The sequence below is a fragment of the Paenarthrobacter sp. JL.01a genome (assembly GCF_025452095.1).
Lineage (GTDB): Bacteria > Actinomycetota > Actinomycetes > Actinomycetales > Micrococcaceae > Arthrobacter.
Genome location: NZ_CP104877.1, coordinates 422,328 through 441,076 on the forward strand (window position 1 = coordinate 422,328; position 18,749 = coordinate 441,076).

Here is an 18,749-nt window from a genome sequence, read left to right on the forward strand (position 1 = left end):
GCCGTTACCGCATCCCCTCCCGGCGGATGGCTGTGGCGATGGCTGCCGCCCGGGTCTCCACCCCGAGCTTGGCGTAGATGTGGGCCAGGTGTGTCTTGACCGTGGCTTCGGAGATGAAGAGGCGTTTGCCAAGGTCCCGGTTGCTGAGGCCCTGGGTCAGCAGGCTCAGCAGTTCCGCCTCCCGCGGAGTGAGCACTTCGTCGGGGTTCCGCATGTGCTGGAACAGTCTCGAGGCCACCGGGGCGCTCATGACGCTCTTGCCCTGTACGGCACCACGAACGGCCGCGAAGATCTCCTCGGGCGCGGCGTCCTTGAGCAGGTACCCCATGGCGCCGGCGTCCACGGCCCGGACGATGTCGGCGTCCGAGTCGTAGGTGGTGAAGACGATCACCGCCTGCTTGGGGTTGCGTTGCCGCAGCTCTTTGATGGCCTCAATGCCGTCCATCCCGGCGCCCATGGATAGATCCATCAGCACCACAGCGGGCGAATGTTCCTGGACAGCTTCCAGCGCTTCCTCACCGGAGGAAACGTCCCCGACGACGGCGATGTCGGCCTGGGTGCCCAGCAGCGCCTTGAGCCCGCTGCGGACTACGGTGTGGTCGTCCACAAGCAGCACGGAAATGGTGGTCACATGCCCTCCCCTGATGGCCCGGTCCGCGGGCCGAGCGGAAGCTGCGCCGCGATGATCGTCCCTTCACCCGGTGAGCTCTCCACTGACAATTCTCCACCCAGCTGTTCCACCCGCTGCCGCATGGCCCGCAGGCCGTACCCTCCGGATGTTGACGGTAAAGGTACCGCTCCGGGATCGAAGCCGCGGCCGTCGTCGTACACGTCCAGGGTGACCGCCTCCGGGAGGTACCCCAGGGTCACGCTGGCGTGGTCCGCATGTGCGTGGAGCTTGATGTTGGCAGTCGCACTCTGGGTCACGCGCAGCAAGGCATGGCGGACCTCAACGGGGATGGGGCGGGCTTGGCCGGTGACGTGGACGTCGATGCTTTCCATATACTGCCGCGCGGCATGCTGCAAAGCCTCCGGAAGAGGCCCCGATTCCAAGCCGGGCGCGGAAAGTTCATGCACCAGGCTGCGGGTGTCGGAGAGGTTCCGCCTGAGCAGTTCCGAAGCCTTGGCGACGTCCGTTTGGGCTGAACCGTCGGGCCAGGAACGCTGCGCGGCCTCGAGGAGCAGAAGGCTGCTGGCGAGGCCCTGGGTGACGGTGTCGTGGATTTCCCGGGACACGCGCTCGCGTTCGGCAATGATTCCGGCTTCCCGTTCGGTGGCGGCCAGCTGCTCCTGGTCGCGCTCGATTTTGTCGTAGACCAGGGTGAGGAGGGCACCGGCGGCCAGGGGGCCGAGCAGCATGGCCACGTCCGTCCAGCCGCTCATCCGGAACAGCCCGACGGCGGTGGCCGCTGCGGTCACGCCGCTGGCCGCGTAGCCTGCCCAGCCGCGGAATGCCCTGCGCGCCAGGAAGAAGATGGCGAAGGAGCACCAAGCGAAGCTCGGGGCGACGATGACCAGGGTGGACCATGCCGCCACCAGGGCGATCATCCACGGAATCCACTGGTTCCGGCGTTGCCTCCGGTGCCTGTTCCGGGGGTGCGCCAGCGCTGCCGTCAAGGCGTAGAGTGCGCAGACTGCTGCGGCCAGGGCCACGGTCCACAGGTTGTCCGCGGGGGAGTGGCGCATGATGTACCGCACGCCCGAAGCGACCATGAGCACCGCGAAACCGAGGTGCAACACTACATCGATGCGGCCGTCCTTCTGAGCGCCGCCTGGCGGCATGGTGCCTGGTGTCATGGATGGTTCCCGTTCGGTTGATGGCGCTCTTTCCATGCTAGGTCCCGGGCTGCTGCAGGTCTCTCCACCTTTTGGCTGATACCGAGGGCGGAAAGGCTGAGGTGGGGGACTGCCTTGGGTCGATGTGGATTGTTGTGCCCGCCGGAAGTATTGGGTTGTACCCATAACGTTCCAAGGAGAACCCATGAAGAAGCCCAACAAGATGCTTGCCGCCGCTGCTGCCGGAGCACTGTTGCTCACCGGCGGGATCACGGCCGTCGCCAATGCCGTTGCCCCGTCGGCCGCCCCCGAGGTTGCTGGTCCCGTCAAGGTTGCCGCCGACGTCCAGCCGGCACCGGAGAACGTCGTAGCCCAGAACCGCATTACCGTTGGCGCGTCCAGCAAGGCCGTCAACGCGGCGCTCGCCAAGTGCCAGGCCGACAAGCTGCCGTTCGTGACGGTGGCCCTGGTTGACCGTTTCGGTACCGTCCAGGCGATCCTCCGCGGCGACAACGCTGCCGAGCACACCATCGAAGCCGCCAAGCAGAAGGCCTACACCGCAGCGGCCTTCGGTGCACCCACCAGCGAGCTGGCCAAGCGCGTCAACGGCAACGGCCCGTCCATCGCCGACCTCCCCGGTACCCTCTTCCTCTCCGGTGGCGTGCCGCTGAAGGTGAACGGAGTATCCGTGGCGGGTATCGGCGTCGGCGGCGCTCCCGACGGTGCCTTGGACGAAGCCTGCGCGACCGCCGGAGCCGACGCCCTGGCCGCGGCGAAATAACCATGCCCCCACATGGAGTTTTTGTACAGATAATGCCCTTTAGAGAGCGTTTTAGGGTCGTTATCTGTACAAAAACCGCGGCGTTGGTGGTGTTGCTTGGGTTGCTGGCCGGATGTTCGACGGCGGCGCCGTCGCCTCCCAGCGCGGCCACGGCTCCCGGAGCTCCCAGCCCAACCGCAGCGTCCAGCGCGAGCCCCGGCCCGGCGTCGTCGTCCCCTGCCGTGGTGACCCCAACCCCACTGTCACCGGAGGCGCAAATGGAAACGGACCGGCTCCTGATCCTCGCTGCCAAAGCCAACGATCCTGCCCGGGTCCGGGAACTGATCGCTGCGGGCGGGAACGTGAACGCGAAAGACGCCATCCAGGATTCCGCCTTCCTCTATGCAGGGGCCGAAGGATTCAACGAGGTCCTGCAGCTGACGTTGGACGCCGGGGCGGACGTCCGCAGCATCAACAGGTACGGCGGTACAGCCCTGATCCCGGCGAGCGAGCACGGGCACACGGACACGGTGCGGATCCTGATCGCCGCCGGAGTGCCGGTGAACCATGTGAACAACCTGGGCTGGACCGCGATGCAGGAGGCCATTCTGCTCAACAACGGCGGCCCGAACCAGCAGGACGTGGTCCGGCAATTGCTCGCCGCCGGAGCTGATCCGGACATCCGTGACCCCGAAGGCCGGACCGCCCTGCAGAACGCGGAGCGGCTCGGATTCAGGGAGATCGCGGCCCTGATCCGGAACCGCTAAGCCCCGCCTACCCAACTAGGGGACAGCAAACGTTCCACTGAGTGCTCAGTGGAACGTTTGCTGTCCCCTACTTGGGTACCTAGAGGGCTTCGAGGATGCTGACGTAATTCGCGATGCCCACGCCACCCATGTTTTGGACCGCTCCGCGCCGGGCATTGGGCAACTGCATGTCCCCGGCGGTGCCACTGAGCTGCATCGCCGCGATGACGTGCTGCGATACACCCGTGGCGCCGACGGGGTGGCCCTTTGCCTTCAGGCCGCCGGAGACGTTGACGGGCAGCTTGCCCTCCTTGTAGACCCAGCCCTCCTTGATGGCCCGTGCGCCCTCGCCCCGGGGGACCAGGCCCATGGCCTCGTACATGATGAGTTCGGCGATGGTGAAGCAGTCGTGCACCTCCGCGAAGTCCAGCCCGCTTACCCCCACGCCCGCCATGGTGAACGCGCGCTCCCACGAGGCTCGCGTGGCGGCGAATTCGGTGGGGTCGCGCTTCTCTGCGGGGAAGAAGTCGTTGGCGTGGCCAAAACCGGCAAGGCGCACGGCTTCGGTTGCGCCGTTGGTTGGCCTTGTGGAAAGTACGACGGCGGCAGCACCGTCGGAGACCGGCGAACAGTCGGTGCGTCGCAAGGGTTCGGCCACCATGGGGTTCTTGTCCGAGATGGTGCGGCAGAATTCAACGCCGAAGTCGCGGTGCATCTGGGCGTACGGGTTGTCCATGCCGTTGCGGTGGTTTTTGGCCGCGATGGAACCCAGGACGTCGCCGAGGCCCGCCTCGAACCCAGGACCACTGATCGACTCGCCGTAGCGCTTGTCGTAATGCTGGGCTACCTCCGCGAACAAGCCCGTGAAACCGGTGGTCGAGGGCTTGCCGGCCATCTCATAGGACGCGCCAAGCAGCGCTGCCCCCACCACGTCGGCTCCGGCGTCGGTCATCTTTTCTGCACCGATCACCAGGACATTCCGGGCCGTGCCCGCGAGGAGTGCCTTCACTCCCTGCTGGAAAGCCGCAGAACCTGAAGCGCAAGCATTCTCGGTGCGCGTGGCTGGAACGTTGGCCAGATCCGCCGAGAGCTGTAACGCCAGCGACGAGGTGAAACCCAAGGGCTGCATGCCGGAGTTGAACTGGCCAAGGTAGATTTCGTCGATGTCCTTGGGGTCCAGGCCTGAGTTCCGGATCGCTTCACCGGCGACCTCAACGATCAGCGTCTCCAGGGTGTCGTCCGTGAGCTTGCCGAACTTGCTGTGGCCCCAGCCCGTGAGAAGGATGTCCTTCCCGAACTGTTCTTTGAGGCTCATGCCGTGGCTCCTTCCAGTGCTTCTGCTTCTGCAGCCGAGCCCTTCTCCAGCGCGACCTCGAAGGCCGCTTCTGTCTTCTCCCGGATCTCCTCCACGGTGGCGCCCGGGGCGAGCCGGGTCAGCACCAGGCGCGTGCCGCCGTCGTGCGTTTCATCGGACTCAATATCGAAAACGGCGAGATCCGTGATGATCCGGTCGACGCACTTCAGGCCCGTGAGCGGCAACGTGCATTCGGTGACGATCTTCGCGGAGCCATCCTTGGCGTTGTGCTCGGTCAGGACCACCACGCGGGGTGTACCGGCGACGAGGTCCATGGCCCCGCCCATGCCCTTGACCATCTTCCCGGGGATGGTCCAGTTGGCGAGGTCCCCGCTGCCGGAGACCTGCATGGCGCCGAGGATGGCAACCTTCACGTGGCCGCCGCGGATCATGCCGAAGGACGTGGCCGAGTCGAAGATGCTGCCGCCGGGGGTGACGGTGACGGTCTGCTTACCGGCGTTGATGAGGTCGGCGTCTTCTTCGCCTTCGTAGGGGAACGGGCCCATGCCGAGCAGGCCGTTCTCACTCTGGAGGACCACCCGCACGCCGTCGGGCAGGTTGTTGGCCACCAGCGTCGGGATGCCGATGCCGAGGTTGACGTAGTCGCCGTCGTTGAGTTCTTCGGCCGCGATGGCAGCCATCTGGTCACGTGTCCATGCCATGGTTGTGCTCCTTGGTTTTTCTTGGGCGGCTGGTTTAGACGGCCGCGGTTTCGAGGCGCTGGCGGACCGTGCGCTGTTCGATGTCCTTGACGCGGTCGGTGGCCTGCACCAATCGCTGCACGTAGACGCCGGGGGTGACGATGTGGTTCGGGTCCAGTTGGCCGGGCTCCACGATGACCTCCGTCTCGGCGATGGTCACGTTGCCTGCCGTTGCCACTACCGGGTTGAAGTTCCGCGCCGTGTAGCGGTACACAAGGTTGCCGTCGGTATCCGCGGTGTGGGAGTGGACCAAGGCGATATCCGCGGTGATGGCGCGCTCGCGGACGTACGTGACGCCGTCGAACTCTTCCAGCGGCTTGCCTTCGGCCACCAGGGTTCCCACACCGGTGCGGGTGTAGAAGGCGGGGATGCCGGCGCCGCCGGCGCGGAGTCGTTCAGCGAGGGTGCCCTGCGGCGTGAATTCGACCTCCAACTGACCGGCCAGGTACTGCTCGGCGAACAGCTTGTTCTCACCAACGTACGACGCAATGACCTTGCGCACCTGGCCCGCTTCGATGAGGACGCCCAGGCCCTTGCCGTCGATGCCCATGTTGTTGGAAACGATGGTGAGATCCTTGACGCCCGACTCTCGGACGGCGTCGATCAGGTCGGCGGGGATGCCGCTGAGGCCAAAACCGCCGACGGCGATCGTCTGGCCGTCTGCCAAAAGGTCATGTAGCGCTTGGGCTGCGCTCGCGTGGAGTTTGGACATGTGGGGCTCCTCATTGAGTGTGTATCCACTTTGTGGACGTACGCTTGTTCTGCATTGGAGCCTAGGTTTGCAGCAGTGCATGCGTCAACGGTGCGGATCTTTGGCTACTCACGCTGTGGACGCTACGCTGTGAGCTGTCCATATTGTGGACGAAATCTTTGTGAGGGGTTGTTGTGGCAGTACAGGGAGCCCAAGTGGTTGGCCGCGTGGCGTTGCTGCTGCGCCTGGTGGGTCGCAAGCCCGAAGGGACCTCGTTGGCTGGTTTGGTTCGGGAATCCGGATTGACCAGGCCCACGGTTCACCGGCTCCTGAGCTCCCTGGCTGCGGAAGGCTTGCTGGAACATGACTCCGGCACCGGAAAGTGGGTGCTGGGGCCGGAAGTTTTTCTGCTGGGCTCGGTGGCGGCCGCACGTTTTCCCATGGAAGACATAGCCCGGCCCTCCCTTCGACGCTTGGCCGCGGAAACAGGGGAGAGTGCCTTCTTCTCCATCCGCCGCGGCAACGAAACCGTTTGTGTGCTGCGTGAGGAAGGCTCGTTCCCCGTGCGATCCTTCGTGCTGCATGAAGGGGTGCGCTTCCCGTTGGGGGTAGCCTCTGCCGGGACGGCGATCATGGCGTTCCTGCCGGAGGAGGAACAGGAGTCGCTGCTGGGGGACTGGGCTGCCCACGCTGGTGACTTCGCTGCGGGGCACACTGCCGACGTCGTCCGGGGCAACCTGGAGAAGACCCGGCTTTCCGGGTATTCCGTGAATCCCGGGTTGATCTTGGAAGGCAGCTGGGGGATGGGCGCGGCTGTGTTCGACACCCAGGGGCGACCGGCGTGGGCTCTTTCGCTCACGGGAATCGAACCCCGCTTCCGCCCGGACCGCCAGGAGTTCCTCGGCAAGCTGTTGCTCGAGGAAGCGCACCGGATGACGGCCCGCTTGCAGTCCCCCAGTTGGGTGCTTTAGCTGAGGTGCAGGCGCATCAGTACGCGGGGGAATCCGTTGAGCACGGACGTGGTTTCGGCGACCTTGGTGAAGCCTGCTTTCTCAAAGAGCCTTCGCGTTCCGACGTACGCCATGGTCAGATCCACTTTGCTGCCCTTGTTGTCCACGGGGTAGCCCTCAATGGCCGGGGCGCCGTGGCTCCTGGCGAATTCTATGGCGCCTTGCAGGAGTGCGTGCGAGATCCCCTTCCCCCGATGCCCCGGTCGAACCCGGATGCACCACACGGACCAGACATCGGAGTCACCGGCATGCGGGATCTTCCGGTTCGTCGCGAAACTTGTGTCCGCACGCGGGTGGACGGCCGCCCACCCGACCACTTTGTCGCCGTCGTACGCCAAAACACCGGGAGGTGGGTCTTCGGCTACCAGCTTCTCGACGTACTTTCCACGCTCCTGGCGCTGCAGGCTCAGGTTCAGCTTGGACGGAATCCTGTAGCTCAGGCACCAGCACACGTTGGAATCGGGGCGCTTGGGTCCCACCATGGTTTTGACGTCGTCGAACTCTGTGGCGGGACGGACTTCGATAGCCATCAGCCCATCCTGTCACCGGCGCGCACGCTCCGCCAGACTGTCCAGCGTGATGACCGGATCGGGCCGCGGCCCTGCACGGATCGACTACCCGGCCGACCACTGACGCGCTTCGCGGGTGCTGCGCGCGCACCTCCTTGTGGATCGATGAACCCATCGACAATTCCACCCAGCAGCTGGTGAGGGCCGGCGTCGAACATTGGGCGGATCCGCAGATGACCCGGCCAGGTGAGACCAATACGGAGCATGGCGGCCGGTGTTCAAAAAAGTTTTTCAATCCGCACCCATCCATCCCGTCCCATCCTCCGAATAGCTGGTGAGACACAAACCGGAGGTACAGCAAGAGCGGTACTTGCGGCCCGTGTCCCACCACCCGATGGATCCAACGCCCTGGTTCCGAAAACAAGGAGAATGACATGTTGTCCACAAAGCGCCCCGCCCTCGCCTTCGTTGGCCTCACTGCAGCCACCCTTCTCGGGCTCACTGCCTGTGGTGGATCCGGCTCCTCCAGCTCGGCTTCCTCTTCGTCCGCACCGGCTCCGATGAGCTCGTCGGCGGCTCCTTCGTCGATGGCGCCGTCGCCGTCGTCGTCCGCCATGAGCAGCGCGGCCATGGACCCGGCCGCCAACCTTGTGGGCCCCGGCTGCGCCGGTTACGCCGCACAGGTTCCGGACGGTGCCGGTTCGGTACAGGGCATGGCTCAGGACCCGGTGGCTGTTGCGGCATCCAACAACCCGCTGCTCAAGACCTTGACCGCCGCTGTTTCCGGCAAGCTCAACCCCAAGGTGGACTTGGTCTCCACCCTTAACGGCAGCGAGTTCACGGTATTCGCACCGGTTGACGAGGCGTTCGCCAAGATCGACCCCGCCACCATCGAGGCGCTGAAGACCGATGACGCCACCCTCAGCAAGATCCTCACCTACCACGTAGTCCCCGGCCAGATCACTCCGGACAAGATCGTCGGCACCCACAAGACTGTCCAGGGTGGCGAAGTGACGGTTGCCGGCACCAAGGACGCCCTCACGGTTGATGGTGGTGCCAAGGTGATTTGCGGTGGCGTCAAGACCGCCAATGCCACGGTCTACCTGATCGATTCGGTGCTGATGCCCAAGTAGGCTCTGGCCTCACGCAGCAGCCTCAACCAGCAGCACACAAAAAAGCAGGCGCCGGGATTCCGGCGCCTGCTTTGTTGTTTGAAGGGACTAGTTGTTCAGCTCGCTGTCGACGTATGAGCCGGGGCGGCTGTGTTCGGAACCGCAGGGGCAGTGGTCAAGCTGGATACGGACCGTCATGGGCTTGGAAGCGTCCAAGGTGAGGGTCACATCGTTTGACTGGCTGCTGAGGCGGACGGTTCCTTCGGTGGTTACGTAGGACATTGGGGACCTGACTGTGAGTGGGGAAACTGGGACTGTAGCGGGGCCGGCTACTTGCTGCCCGAGCTCAGCGGAGGCTTGCCAACCAGCGGGATGGTTCCCGTGGCCGTTCCGCCCGGACAATCGGATTCGTTGCACTTCTCCGCGCACTCGTGCTTGGTGACGAGGTCGAATTGCACGCCGCCATGTTGTTCCACACCCGTGCGGATGGCACGGTCCACCACGGACGTGGCCAGCCGCCTGTGCAGCGACAACGGATCGCGCCGGAGGTCCTTGGTCAGTGCGAAGCAGAGCAGCAGCATCACGATCACGAACGGCAGTGCCGCCACGATAGTGACTCTTTGCAGCCCGGCCAGCGCTTCGGATGGTTCGTCACCACCAGCCAAAAGCATGACGGCGGCAACGGCACCTGTGAGGCTTCCCCAGAAGATGACGACGGCGCGGCGCGGGTGCTCTGCCCCGTTGGAGCTGAGTGATCCCATGACGATGGAGGCCGCGTCGGCGCCCGTGATGAAGAAGATCGCCACGAGCACCATGGCCAGCACGATGACAGCGGCAGTAGCCCATCCGGGCATACCGAGGTTCTTGACCAGATCGAAGAGCGCGCCGTCGAAGTTGACGGACGGGACGCCGTTGGTCGTGGTCACCAGGCCGGGGGTGCCGGCCTTGTCCGCTTCCTGCTGGATGTTGAAAGCGGCTCCGCCGAAGATTCCGAACCAGATCACGCTGACAATGCTGGGCACCAGCAGCACGCCGGTGACGAACTGGCGGATGGTGCGCCCGCGGCTGATGCGGGCGATGAAGAGGCCTACGAAGGGCGTCCATGAAATCCACCAGGCCCAGTAGAAGATGGTCCAGCTGGTCATCCAGCTGCGCAATGCCTCGTCGCCCACGGCTTCTGTCCGGGATGACATTTCAGCGAGGTCGCGGGCATAGTCGCCGATCGCGGAGGGGATGAGGTTGAGGATGAACAGGGTGGGGCCTGCGACGAACACGATGAGCGCCAGCACAACGGCCAGCACCATGTTGATGTTGGAGAGCCACTGGATTCCCCGGCTGATCCCGGAGACGGCTGAGGCCACGAAACAGAAGGTCAGGATGGCCACGATGACCACCAGCACAGGAGTGCCCACCTCACCGAGCCATCCGTTCGATGTCATGCCGCTGCCGATCTGCAGGGCACCAAGGCCCAGGGAAGCGGCGGTGCCGAAGAGCGTCGCGAAGATGGCCAGGATGTTGATGAACTTGCCAACGGGTCCCTCAACCATCCGGATACCGAACAGGGAAGTGAAGGCCGCGGACACCAACTGCCTGCGGCCCAGGCGGTACGTTCCGTAGGCCATGGCGATGCCAACCACTGCGTACATGGCCCAGGGGTGGAGGGTCCAGTGGAAGATCGAGGTGGCCATTGCGGTCTGGATGGCGGCCGGCGTGCGGCCGTCAACGGTTCCCGGTGGGGGAGAGATGTAGTGGTAGAGCGGCTCGGCCACACCGTAGAACATGAGGCCGATTCCCATGCCTGCGGCAAACATCATGGCTACCCAGGAAACTGTGCGGAATTCAGGCTTCTCGCCGTCCTTGCCAAGCGGGATGTTGCCGAATTTGCCCAATGCCAGCCACAGTACAAAGACGACGAACAAGGAGGCGAGGACCATGAACAGCCAGCCTGTGTATTCCATGACCCAGTTCAGGGCACCTTTGGACGTTTCCGAAAGGCTGTCGCGTCCCACAAAGCCCCAGACCACGAAGGCGACGGCGATGGCGCCCGTGATTCCGAAGGTGACTTTGTCGAGCGTAAGTTTCTGGTTCCGGCGGGCCGTCACGGCCTGCTCGGTCCTGGCGTGGCGCAATTCCACCAGGATCTGTTCGTATTCTTCAGCATCGGGGAGGGTTCCTGCGCCCCCGTCCTCGCCATTGAGGGCTGTCTGATTTCGTGAATCGGGGGAGGCGCTGATGATTTCCTCAGGAACCTCCACGTGGACGGGGTGGGCCGCTGAACTACCTGCCGGACGATCGTCGGCTGGTAACTCCTCCGGTGTTAAGGGTTTTGTGTCACTGTTTGTAGCCATGAGCGGGTCCTTTGCTCGGCGAGTCATGGTTTTTCTTTGATGAATGCCTTAACGGCCTGCATTCGAAAGGGAGATTGTTTCGTTCCGCATGAATCAACACGATTCGCGCTAAGCAACAGAGTGCGCCGCGTCACACGGCAAAGTCAAGGCTTTTCGGCTCTTTGACGGCAAATTGATATATCAATTGGCCTTGAGGTGGAGCGTTGCTACACCTCGCGGTGCCTGTACCCCATCCGGGCGCTGATGGTAAGTCCGGCCTCACGTAGCCCGTCGATAAGCCCGGGCTGGTCCTCCGGCGAAAAACGGAACGCCGGGCCGGAAATACTCACCGAAGCGATCACGCTGCCTGTGTGGTTGTAGATAGGCACGGCCACCGCCGTGAGCCCGATTTCAAACTCTTCGTGGACCACGGCGTACCCATTGCGGGCCACCTCCAGCAGCTGCTTCTCCAACTCGCCGCGGTTAGTCACGGTCCGTGGTGTCCGGGCCGGCAGGCCGACCGCCTTGAAGACCTGGGTTCGTTCGTCTGCGGTGAGCGCAGCCAGGAGGACCTTGCCGCTGGAGGTGGCGTGCAACGGCGTCAGGCTCCCCACCCAGTCGTAGGTCGCAAGTGTTGAAGGCCCCATGGCCTGGTCCACGTTGACCGCATAATTGGACCTCAAAACGGCCAGGTTGACTGTTTCCTTGTAGTCGTGGGCAAGGGACTCCAGGACTTCCCGGGCCTCGTGCACCACGCTGAGCCTTCCGGGTATGGAGGATGCCAGCCGGAGGATGCCAAAGCCCAGCTGGTACTTGCCGCGCTCACTGTTCTGCCGGACCAGGTCCCGGCCCACAAGGGATCCGACCAACCGGGACACGGTGGATTTGTGGACCCCCATTTCCTCGGCGATCTCGCTGACTCCGGCATCGCCTTCCCGGGCCAGGATTTCCAGGATCTGCAGGGCGCGGTCCACCGACTGGACGCCTCCGCCCTGGGAATCCGCGTCCAAGTCCGGGTTGCTGCGTGCGGCCATGGTGCCTCGTGTGTCGTTGTCCAGGCAGGCAGCCCTGGGCTTAATAGCCCTGAACGGCCTGCACCCTCGTCCCTCCTCATCCTAGACGGACTTCTCCAAGCTGCCCGGGCGCTGTCCACGGCAGGGGCAGGACGGGAACCGGCTCGCCGGCCGCTGCGCCTTCGGGCGGCACTGCCATGTATCCGGCGGCCCACGCGAGCCCGCGCATCATCCCCGGACCCGTGTGGGAGGCGGGGAATACGAGGCCATGCACAATGTTGCAGGGCAAGAGGCGTGTCTTACCGGGGCAGGGCTCGATGTCTTCGCCGGAGAGCAGGGGTGTGGCTTCCCGGAAGGCCCGGTTTCCCAGGGCCGCGAGCAGCGGCTCCCCCAGGGTCATCAGTGACAACATGGCCGCCAGCGGATTGCCCGGCAGTCCGAGGATGAAGCGGCCGTCGGGAAGTTCGGCCATCACCGCAGGGTGGCCCGGACGCATGGCAAGGCCGTCCAGCAGGAGCCGCCCGCCGAGGGCTTCGACGGCCGCACGGAAGTGGTCCGTCCCGGATTTGCCGGTTCCGCCGGTGGTGATGGTCACGTCAGGCCGCTGCCCGGCTCCGGCGCCGGCCAGCGCTGCCAGCCATTCTTCGTACGAGTCGCCGATCCGTGTCTGCCCCAGCGCAATCCCTCCGAGCTGTGGAATGACGGCCTTGAGCTGCGGGCCGAAGGCGTCGCGCACCTGACCTGGCGCCGGCTCACCTGAGGTGATGACTTCCGAGCCCGTCAGTACGACGGCGACCCCCGGCTTGCGCTGCACCAGGACCTGGTCGTGTCCCGCCACAGCGGCGAGGGCAAGGTGTGCCGGATTGAGTACCGTTCCGGCAGGGATGAGGATGTCCCCGGCGGTGGCTTCTTCGCCGGCCGGACGGATGTGCCGCCCGGGGCGTATTTCGCCTGGTTGTGCGTCGGGCAGCAGGGTGAGGACTCCGCCGTCGTCTATCCGTCCGCTTTCCTTGCGAAGCACGCTGGTGGCGCCTGCAGGAATCAGGCCGCCGGTGGCGATGATGCTGGCTTCGCCGGCGGACAAACAGTGCCCGGACCCGACGATCGCCCACGGGCCCACGCCGTTAATGGCCCAGCCGTCCATGGCCGACGACGCGTAGTGGGGGAGGTCCATGCGCGCAATGACATCCTGGGCCACTGCACAGCCGACGGCCATATCCAGGCCCGTTGTCGTGGAAGGCAGCGGAACGGCGCAGCGGTAGGCGAGTTGCCGCGCTTCTTCCCAGGTGGTGGCGTGGTCCGACCGGACCGGTAACTCCTTGTGTGCAAGCATGGGTGTCCGCTTCCTGGGTGGTGCTTTGTGATGGGGCACAGATGCCGGGGACTGCACGGCCTTCCCGTAATGCTGCCGCGCCGTCCCCGGCATCTGTTGGGTACGTACCTAAACCCGGTGTACTAGTTCTTCACATAGCCGTTCGGGTTCAGTACGAACTTTGTTGCCGCGCCGGCGTCGAACTCAGCGTACCCGCGCGGTGCGTCTTCGAGCGGGATGGCTGTTGCGTTGACGGCCTTGGCGATCTGGACCTTGTCGTGGAGGATCGCCATCATGAGTTGGCGGTTGTAATTCATGACCGGGCATTGTCCGGTGGTGAACGACAGGGACTTGGCCCAGCCGGTGCCCAGGGACAGCGAGAGGGATCCGTGCTTGGCGGCTTCGTCGATTCCGCCCGGATCGCCCGTGACGTAGAGGCCGGGGATGCCCAGGGCGCCACCGGCTGCAGTGATGTCCATCAGGGAGTTCAGCACGGTGGCCGGGGCCTCATGCGAAGCGTCCTTGCCGTGTCCACGTGCTTCGAAGCCCACGGCGTCAACGCCGCAGTCCACTTCGGGCACGCCGAGGAGCTGCTCGATCTGGTCCTTGGGATCGCCCTGCGAAACGTTGACGGTTTCGCAACCGAAGGACCGTGCCTGGGCCAGGCGGTCTTCGTTCATGTCGCCCACAATCACGACGGCGGCCCCCAACAGTTGGGCGCCGACGGCGGCGGCGATACCCACGGGACCGGCTCCTGCAACGTACACGGTGGAACCGACTCCGACGCCGGCGGTGACGGCGCCATGGAAGCCGGTGGGGAAGATGTCCGAGAGCATGGTCAGGTCCATGATCTTCTCAAGGGCCTGGTCGCGGTCCGGGAAGCGCAGGAGGTTCCAGTCAGCGTAGGGGACCAGGACGTATTCTGCCTGGCCGCCCACCCAGCCGCCCATGTCCACGTAGCCATAGGCACTTCCGGGACGGTCGGGGTTGACGTTGAGGCAGATGCCGGTCTTCTGCTCCTTGCAGTTTCGGCAGCGTCCACAGGAGATGTTGAACGGCACCGAGACGATGTCACCGACTTTGATGAATTCGACGTCGGGTCCCACCTCCACTACTTCGCCGGTGATTTCGTGGCCGAGCACCAGGTTCTTGGGCGCGGTGGTGCGCCCGCGGACCATGTGCTGGTCAGAACCACAGATGTTGGTGGTGACTGTCCGCAGAATGACACCGTGCGGGACTTTCCTGCCGACGTTGGCAGGGTTGACGCCGGGCCCATCCTTGAGCTCAAACGTTGGGTAGTCGGTGTCGATGATTTCGACGACACCGGGTTCCTTGTAGGCGACTGCTTTGTTTCCTGACATGGTTACTCCCTGTTCCTTGCTGTTGTTGAACTGCCCGCCCAACGGTCCGAAAGCGGTGCTTCGATGAGAAATACCTCCCCAGGTTTCAGGACACCGAAGCACCATTCACGGACCGTTGAACGATTGGTCATACGGACAAATGGACGTTTTCTATAGCATTCAGGCCCTCTCCAGCCGGATGATCACGGATTTCGAGGTAGGCGTGCCGCTGGTGTCAGCGACAGAGTCCAGGGGCACCAGGACGTTGGTCTCGGGGTAGTACGCAGCGGCGCAGCCCTTCGGCGTCGAGTACGACACGATGCGGAAGTCCTCGGCCCGGCGATCGATCCCCTGGAATTCGGAGATCAGGTGGACCATGTCTCCATCGGCAAATCCGAGTTCCTGGATGTCCTCGGCGTTGATGAGCACCACACGCCGGCCACCGTGGATTCCCCGGTAGCGGTCGTCCTTGCCATAGATGGTGGTGTTGTACTGGTCGTGGGAGCGCAGGGTCTGAAGGACCAGCCTGCCGGGCGGGACCTTTATGTACTCAAGCTCATTGCCGGTGAAGTGGGCCTTCCCGGAGGCGGTGTGGAACTTCCTGGCGTCGCGCGGGGGATGCGGCAGTACGAAGCCGCCGGGGTGCTGGATCCGGGCCTCGAAATCCTCGAAGCCGTCAAACACCGCCTCGATGTGTTTCCTGATCAGCGTGTAGTCGTCCCTCATGGCCAACCAGGAGGCTTTGGGGGTGTTGGGCAGGCGACGGTGGCCGTCGGTGAACAGCTTGTCGGCGAGGTTGCAGACGATCGCGACTTCAGAGTGGAGGTGCTCACTGGCGGGCTTGAGCCTGCCGCGGGAAGCGTGCACCGCACTCATGGAGTCCTCAACGGTGACCCGCTGGTCGCCCGTGCGCTGGGCATCCTTTTCGGTTCGGCCGAGGGTCGGCAGGATCAACGCGCGACGGCCCGTGGACAGGTGTGAGTGGTTGAGCTTGGTGGAGATCTGCACCGTCAACCGGGTGTTGGCAAGGGCCTGTTCGGTAACCTCCGAATCAGGGGCCGCCCGGACGAAGTTGCCGCCCATTCCCATGAAGAAGCGGACGTTTCCGTCCCGCATTGCACGGATGGCGGCCACGGTGTCAAAGCCGTGTTCCCGGGGTGAGCGGAACTCGAATTCCTGATCCAGACGGTCGTGGAAGGTTTCCGGCATCTTCTCGAAGATACCCATGGTGCGGTCGCCTTGGACGTTGGAGTGGCCGCGCACCGGACACACGCCGGCACCGGGCTTTCCGATGTTGCCTTGGAGCAGCAGCACATTCACAACATCCCTGAGCGTGGGGACGGAGTGCTTGTGCTGGGTCAGTCCCATGGCCCAGCACACGATCGTGGTATTGGAGGCCAGAAGGCGTTCGCCGGTCGCGTGCAGCTGCTCGAGTGTGAGTCCGGTGGCTTCGACGATGTCGTCCCACTCCACCTTCTCCAGGTAGCGCAGGTATTCGTCGATGCCCACTGTGTGGTCATTGATGAAGGCGTGGTCCAGCACGGCCTCCAGGCCGGGAGTTGCCCGGCCCTCGGTTTCGGCCTCCAGCAGGTATTTGCCCAGGCCCTGGAACAGGGCTTGGTCCCCGCCGGCGCGGATCTGCAGGAAGTCGTCGGTGAGCCTGATGCCGGAAACTACGCCCTGGACGTGCTGCGGGTTCTCAAAGTGGAGGAGCCCGGCCTCGGGAAGCGGGTTGACGGAGACAATGACCGCCCCGTTTTTCTTGGCCTTTTCCAGCGCGCTGAGCATCCGGGGGTGGTTGGTACCGGGGTTCTGTCCTGCCACAAAGATCAACGACGCCGTTTCAAGGTCGGTCAGGCTGACGGAACCTTTTCCGATGCCTATGGTCTCCACCAGGGCGGAGCCGGAGGACTCATGGCACATGTTGGAGCAATCCGGCAGGTTGTTCGTGCCGAGGCCACGGACCAGGAGCTGGTAGACAAAAGCGGCTTCGTTGGAGGTCCGGCCCGAGGTGTAGAACACGGCCTGGTCAGGGCTTTCCAAGCTGCGCAGTTCCTCAGCCATCAGCTCGTAGGCTGCGTCCCATTCGATCGGGGTGTAATGGGTGGCGCCTTCTTCCAAGACCATGGGGTGGGTCAGGCGTCCCTGCTGTCCCAGCCAGTAGTCGTCGCGGGTTTTCAGCTCTGCGACGGAGTACTTGGCGAAGAATTCGGGAGTGACGCGTCGGCGGGTGGCTTCCTCCGCGACGGCTTTGGCCCCGTTCTCGCAGAACTCCGCGGCGTTGCGCTTTTCATGCTCGGGCCAGGCACAGCCCATGCAGTCGAAACCGTCCAGCTGGTTCACGGCGAGCAGGGTCTGAACGCTGCGCACCGGACCCATCTGTTCCAGGGAGATCTTCAGCGCGTTGGCAACAGCCGGGATGCCCACGGCCTTGGTCTTGGGTTTGGTGACGGTCAGCTTTGACTCGTCGATGTTTCCGTCGGGGGCTTTCGTAGCCATGCGGTTTCCCTTCAGATCCGGGCTGCGGAAGCGGCAGCGGCCAGTTGGGCGGGTTCCTGCCGGCTCGCAGCCTCGACAGTGTGCAGGAGCAACAGGGCGGTGGTGACTGAACCAACGCCGCCGGGAACCGGCGTAAGTGCGGCGGCGACTCCGGTGACGCTGGCTTCGTCAACGTCCCCCACCAGTGAGCCGTCGGGCAGGACGTTGGTTCCGACGTCGACCACTACAGTCTCCGGCGAGAGGTGCCCTCCCTTCAGCAGCCCGGCCCTGCCGACGGCAACCACCACGACGTCGGCGGGCTGGGTGTAGCGTTCCAGCGGCCCCGACTTGGAATGGCAGATGGTGACGGTGGCGTCCCGCTCCAGAAGGAGCAAGGACAGCGGCTTGCCCACCACTGCTGAACGCCCGACGACGGTCACGTTGCGTCCCGCTACCGGCACCTCAAAGTGATCCAAAAGCTCGACGACGGCCCGTGCTGTTGCGGGGGCAAAGGCCGGTTGCCCGACGGCCAGGCGGCCGAGGCTGAGGGGGTTGGCGCCGTCGATGTCCTTTTCGGGGGCGATGAGACCCACCACGGAATCCGTCTTCACCCCGGCAGGCAGGGGAGTCTGGAGGATGATGCCGTGGACCGAAGACTCCACGCTGAGGTCGCTGAGGACCGAGGCCAGGACCTGCTCCGTGGCGTCGTGGCCAAGATCCACGATCCTGCAACCGATGCCGGCCCGTTCGGCGGCGCGTTCGATGGACCGGACGTACCAGAGAGTCGACTCATCGTCCGTGGCCACCACAACGGCCAGGACGGGGTGGCGTCCGCTGCTTTCGAGGGCGCGGGCCTGTTCCTGGGCGCGTTGCTTGATCAAGCCCGCCAGCGGCTTTCCGGACAGCACTTCTGCGCTCATGCGAGGATCCTTTCGCGGACGCGGCGGGACAGGGTGTCAGCGGACAGGACAACTTTCTCTTCCAGCCCGTCGGTCTGCCCGGCAAGTCCGGTCCGGACAGCATCGTCCTTGATGGCAACGAGGTTGATGTCGATGTTGATCCGCGCGGTAGTGGCAGCCGCCCGGGCCGCGTCAGCGGCAGCAGCGACGTCGCTGATGACGTTGGGGTTGGCGGCGCCAAAAAGTTCGGCAGCGAGGTCCACGATGTCGCCGGCAACCCTGATGAGCTGGGCCGGTGTTTGTGCGGCCTGGACCAAGGCAGCGTCGATCGCCGCCTTCTTCGCGGCCTTGAGCTCAGCGGTGTCGGAAGGAAGTTTGTAGGAGTCGATGACGCCCTGGAAGGCCTGCTCATCGGCGTCGGCAAGGCCCAAAGCCTCCGCTACCAGCCGGTCGGCTGCGCTGGTGATACGGGCGACCAGTCCTTCATGCTCTGCGTACTTTTCGCCGGTGGTGTACCGGGCAACCATGGCAACCAGTGCTGCACCCTGGGCTGCATGCAACGCCGCCGCCGCTCCGCCGCCTGGTGTGGGTTGGCGGGCGGCGAGCCTGGCCAGATAATCGTTGACTGTTTCTGAACTGATCATGTGTCTTCCTGGGCTGGAGAAAGATAAGGGGAAAGACAACGGCCCGGACCCGGTTGCGAGGGAAAGGGGGTCCGGGC

18 protein-coding genes are annotated in these 18,749 nt (G+C 64.5%); 4 read left to right on the plus strand and 14 right to left on the minus strand.

Annotated elements, in window-relative coordinates; translation table 11 throughout:
- Positions 1-4: 4 nt before the first annotated feature.
- Together N5P29_RS02130 and N5P29_RS02135 are read right to left on the minus strand one after the other, a co-directional pair.
- Positions 5-631, minus strand: a complete 627-nt coding sequence (locus N5P29_RS02130) for a response regulator (RefSeq protein WP_262277041.1) — start codon at positions 629-631, stop codon at positions 5-7.
- Complete coding sequence (locus N5P29_RS02135) at positions 628-1,797, minus strand: sensor histidine kinase (protein WP_262277042.1); 1,170 nt, start codon at positions 1,795-1,797, stop codon at positions 628-630. Before N5P29_RS02135 ends, N5P29_RS02130 begins: the two co-directional genes overlap by 4 nt.
- A gap of 184 nt (positions 1,798-1,981) precedes the next feature.
- On the opposite strand from N5P29_RS02135, the gene N5P29_RS02140 reads away from it, so the two are divergent.
- Entirely contained in the window at positions 1,982-2,557 is a 576-nt protein-coding gene (locus tag N5P29_RS02140) for a GlcG/HbpS family heme-binding protein (protein WP_262277043.1), read from the plus strand.
- A gap of 32 nt (positions 2,558-2,589) precedes the next feature.
- Entirely contained in the window at positions 2,590-3,303 is a 714-nt protein-coding gene (locus N5P29_RS02145; RefSeq protein ID WP_262277044.1) for an ankyrin repeat domain-containing protein, read from the plus strand.
- Between the two features lie 79 nt (positions 3,304-3,382).
- Here N5P29_RS02145 and N5P29_RS02150 read toward each other — a convergent pair whose 3' ends face one another.
- The 3 genes from N5P29_RS02150 to N5P29_RS02160 are packed head-to-tail and all read right to left on the minus strand — an operon-like array spanning position 3,383 to position 6,049.
- Entirely contained in the window at positions 3,383-4,597 is a 1,215-nt protein-coding gene (locus N5P29_RS02150) for an acetyl-CoA acetyltransferase (RefSeq protein ID WP_262277045.1), read from the minus strand.
- Positions 4,594-5,298 (minus strand): CoA transferase subunit B, encoded by a 705-nt coding sequence (locus tag N5P29_RS02155; RefSeq protein WP_262277046.1) that lies wholly within the window; start codon positions 5,296-5,298, stop codon positions 4,594-4,596. The genes N5P29_RS02150 and N5P29_RS02155 overlap by 4 nt, the downstream gene beginning before the upstream one ends.
- Before the next feature lie 34 nt (positions 5,299-5,332).
- Positions 5,333-6,049, minus strand: a complete 717-nt coding sequence (locus tag N5P29_RS02160) for a CoA transferase subunit A (RefSeq protein WP_262277047.1) — start codon at positions 6,047-6,049, stop codon at positions 5,333-5,335.
- Positions 6,050-6,222: 173 nt separating this feature from the next.
- On the opposite strand from N5P29_RS02160, the gene N5P29_RS02165 reads away from it, so the two are divergent.
- Complete coding sequence (locus N5P29_RS02165; protein WP_262277048.1) at positions 6,223-6,999, plus strand: IclR family transcriptional regulator; 777 nt, start codon at positions 6,223-6,225, stop codon at positions 6,997-6,999.
- On the opposite strand, the gene N5P29_RS02170 is transcribed toward N5P29_RS02165, so the two are convergent.
- Positions 6,996-7,568 (minus strand): GNAT family N-acetyltransferase, encoded by a 573-nt coding sequence (locus N5P29_RS02170; protein ID WP_262277049.1) that lies wholly within the window; start codon positions 7,566-7,568, stop codon positions 6,996-6,998. The genes N5P29_RS02165 and N5P29_RS02170 overlap by 4 nt on opposite strands.
- Before the next feature lie 413 nt (positions 7,569-7,981).
- Between N5P29_RS02170 and N5P29_RS02175 the strand changes: the two genes are divergently transcribed.
- Positions 7,982-8,680: a fasciclin domain-containing protein gene (locus N5P29_RS02175; RefSeq protein WP_262277050.1), complete on the plus strand. Its 699-nt coding sequence runs from the start codon at positions 7,982-7,984 to the stop codon at positions 8,678-8,680.
- Between the two features lie 87 nt (positions 8,681-8,767).
- On the opposite strand, the gene N5P29_RS02180 is transcribed toward N5P29_RS02175, so the two are convergent.
- From N5P29_RS02180 to N5P29_RS02215, 8 genes are all read right to left on the minus strand, one after another.
- Complete coding sequence (locus N5P29_RS02180; RefSeq protein WP_262277051.1) at positions 8,768-8,941, minus strand: hypothetical protein; 174 nt, start codon at positions 8,939-8,941, stop codon at positions 8,768-8,770.
- A 47-nt stretch (positions 8,942-8,988) separates the two neighbouring features.
- Positions 8,989-11,034 (minus strand): BCCT family transporter, encoded by a 2,046-nt coding sequence (locus tag N5P29_RS02185; protein WP_262277052.1) that lies wholly within the window; start codon positions 11,032-11,034, stop codon positions 8,989-8,991.
- Positions 11,035-11,213: 179 nt separating this feature from the next.
- The gene (locus N5P29_RS02190) at positions 11,214-12,020 is read right to left on the minus strand and encodes an IclR family transcriptional regulator (protein WP_262277053.1); all 807 of its coding nucleotides are present in this window, start codon (positions 12,018-12,020) and stop codon (positions 11,214-11,216) included.
- Positions 12,021-12,096: 76 nt separating this feature from the next.
- Complete coding sequence (locus tag N5P29_RS02195; RefSeq protein WP_262277054.1) at positions 12,097-13,332, minus strand: molybdopterin molybdotransferase MoeA; 1,236 nt, start codon at positions 13,330-13,332, stop codon at positions 12,097-12,099.
- Positions 13,333-13,454: 122 nt separating this feature from the next.
- The gene (fdhA, locus tag N5P29_RS02200) at positions 13,455-14,672 is read right to left on the minus strand and encodes a formaldehyde dehydrogenase, glutathione-independent (RefSeq protein ID WP_262277055.1); all 1,218 of its coding nucleotides are present in this window, start codon (positions 14,670-14,672) and stop codon (positions 13,455-13,457) included.
- Positions 14,673-14,831: 159 nt separating this feature from the next.
- The gene (locus N5P29_RS02205) at positions 14,832-17,150 is read right to left on the minus strand and encodes an FdhF/YdeP family oxidoreductase (protein ID WP_262277056.1); all 2,319 of its coding nucleotides are present in this window, start codon (positions 17,148-17,150) and stop codon (positions 14,832-14,834) included.
- Positions 17,151-17,161: 11 nt separating this feature from the next.
- The gene (locus N5P29_RS02210) at positions 17,162-18,049 is read right to left on the minus strand and encodes a bifunctional 5,10-methylenetetrahydrofolate dehydrogenase/5,10-methenyltetrahydrofolate cyclohydrolase (RefSeq protein WP_262277057.1); all 888 of its coding nucleotides are present in this window, start codon (positions 18,047-18,049) and stop codon (positions 17,162-17,164) included.
- A complete protein-coding gene (locus tag N5P29_RS02215) occupies positions 18,046-18,672 on the minus strand; it encodes a cyclodeaminase/cyclohydrolase family protein (protein WP_262277058.1) in 627 nt (208 codons plus the stop codon). The genes N5P29_RS02210 and N5P29_RS02215 overlap by 4 nt, the downstream gene beginning before the upstream one ends.
- Positions 18,673-18,749 lie beyond the last annotated feature (77 nt).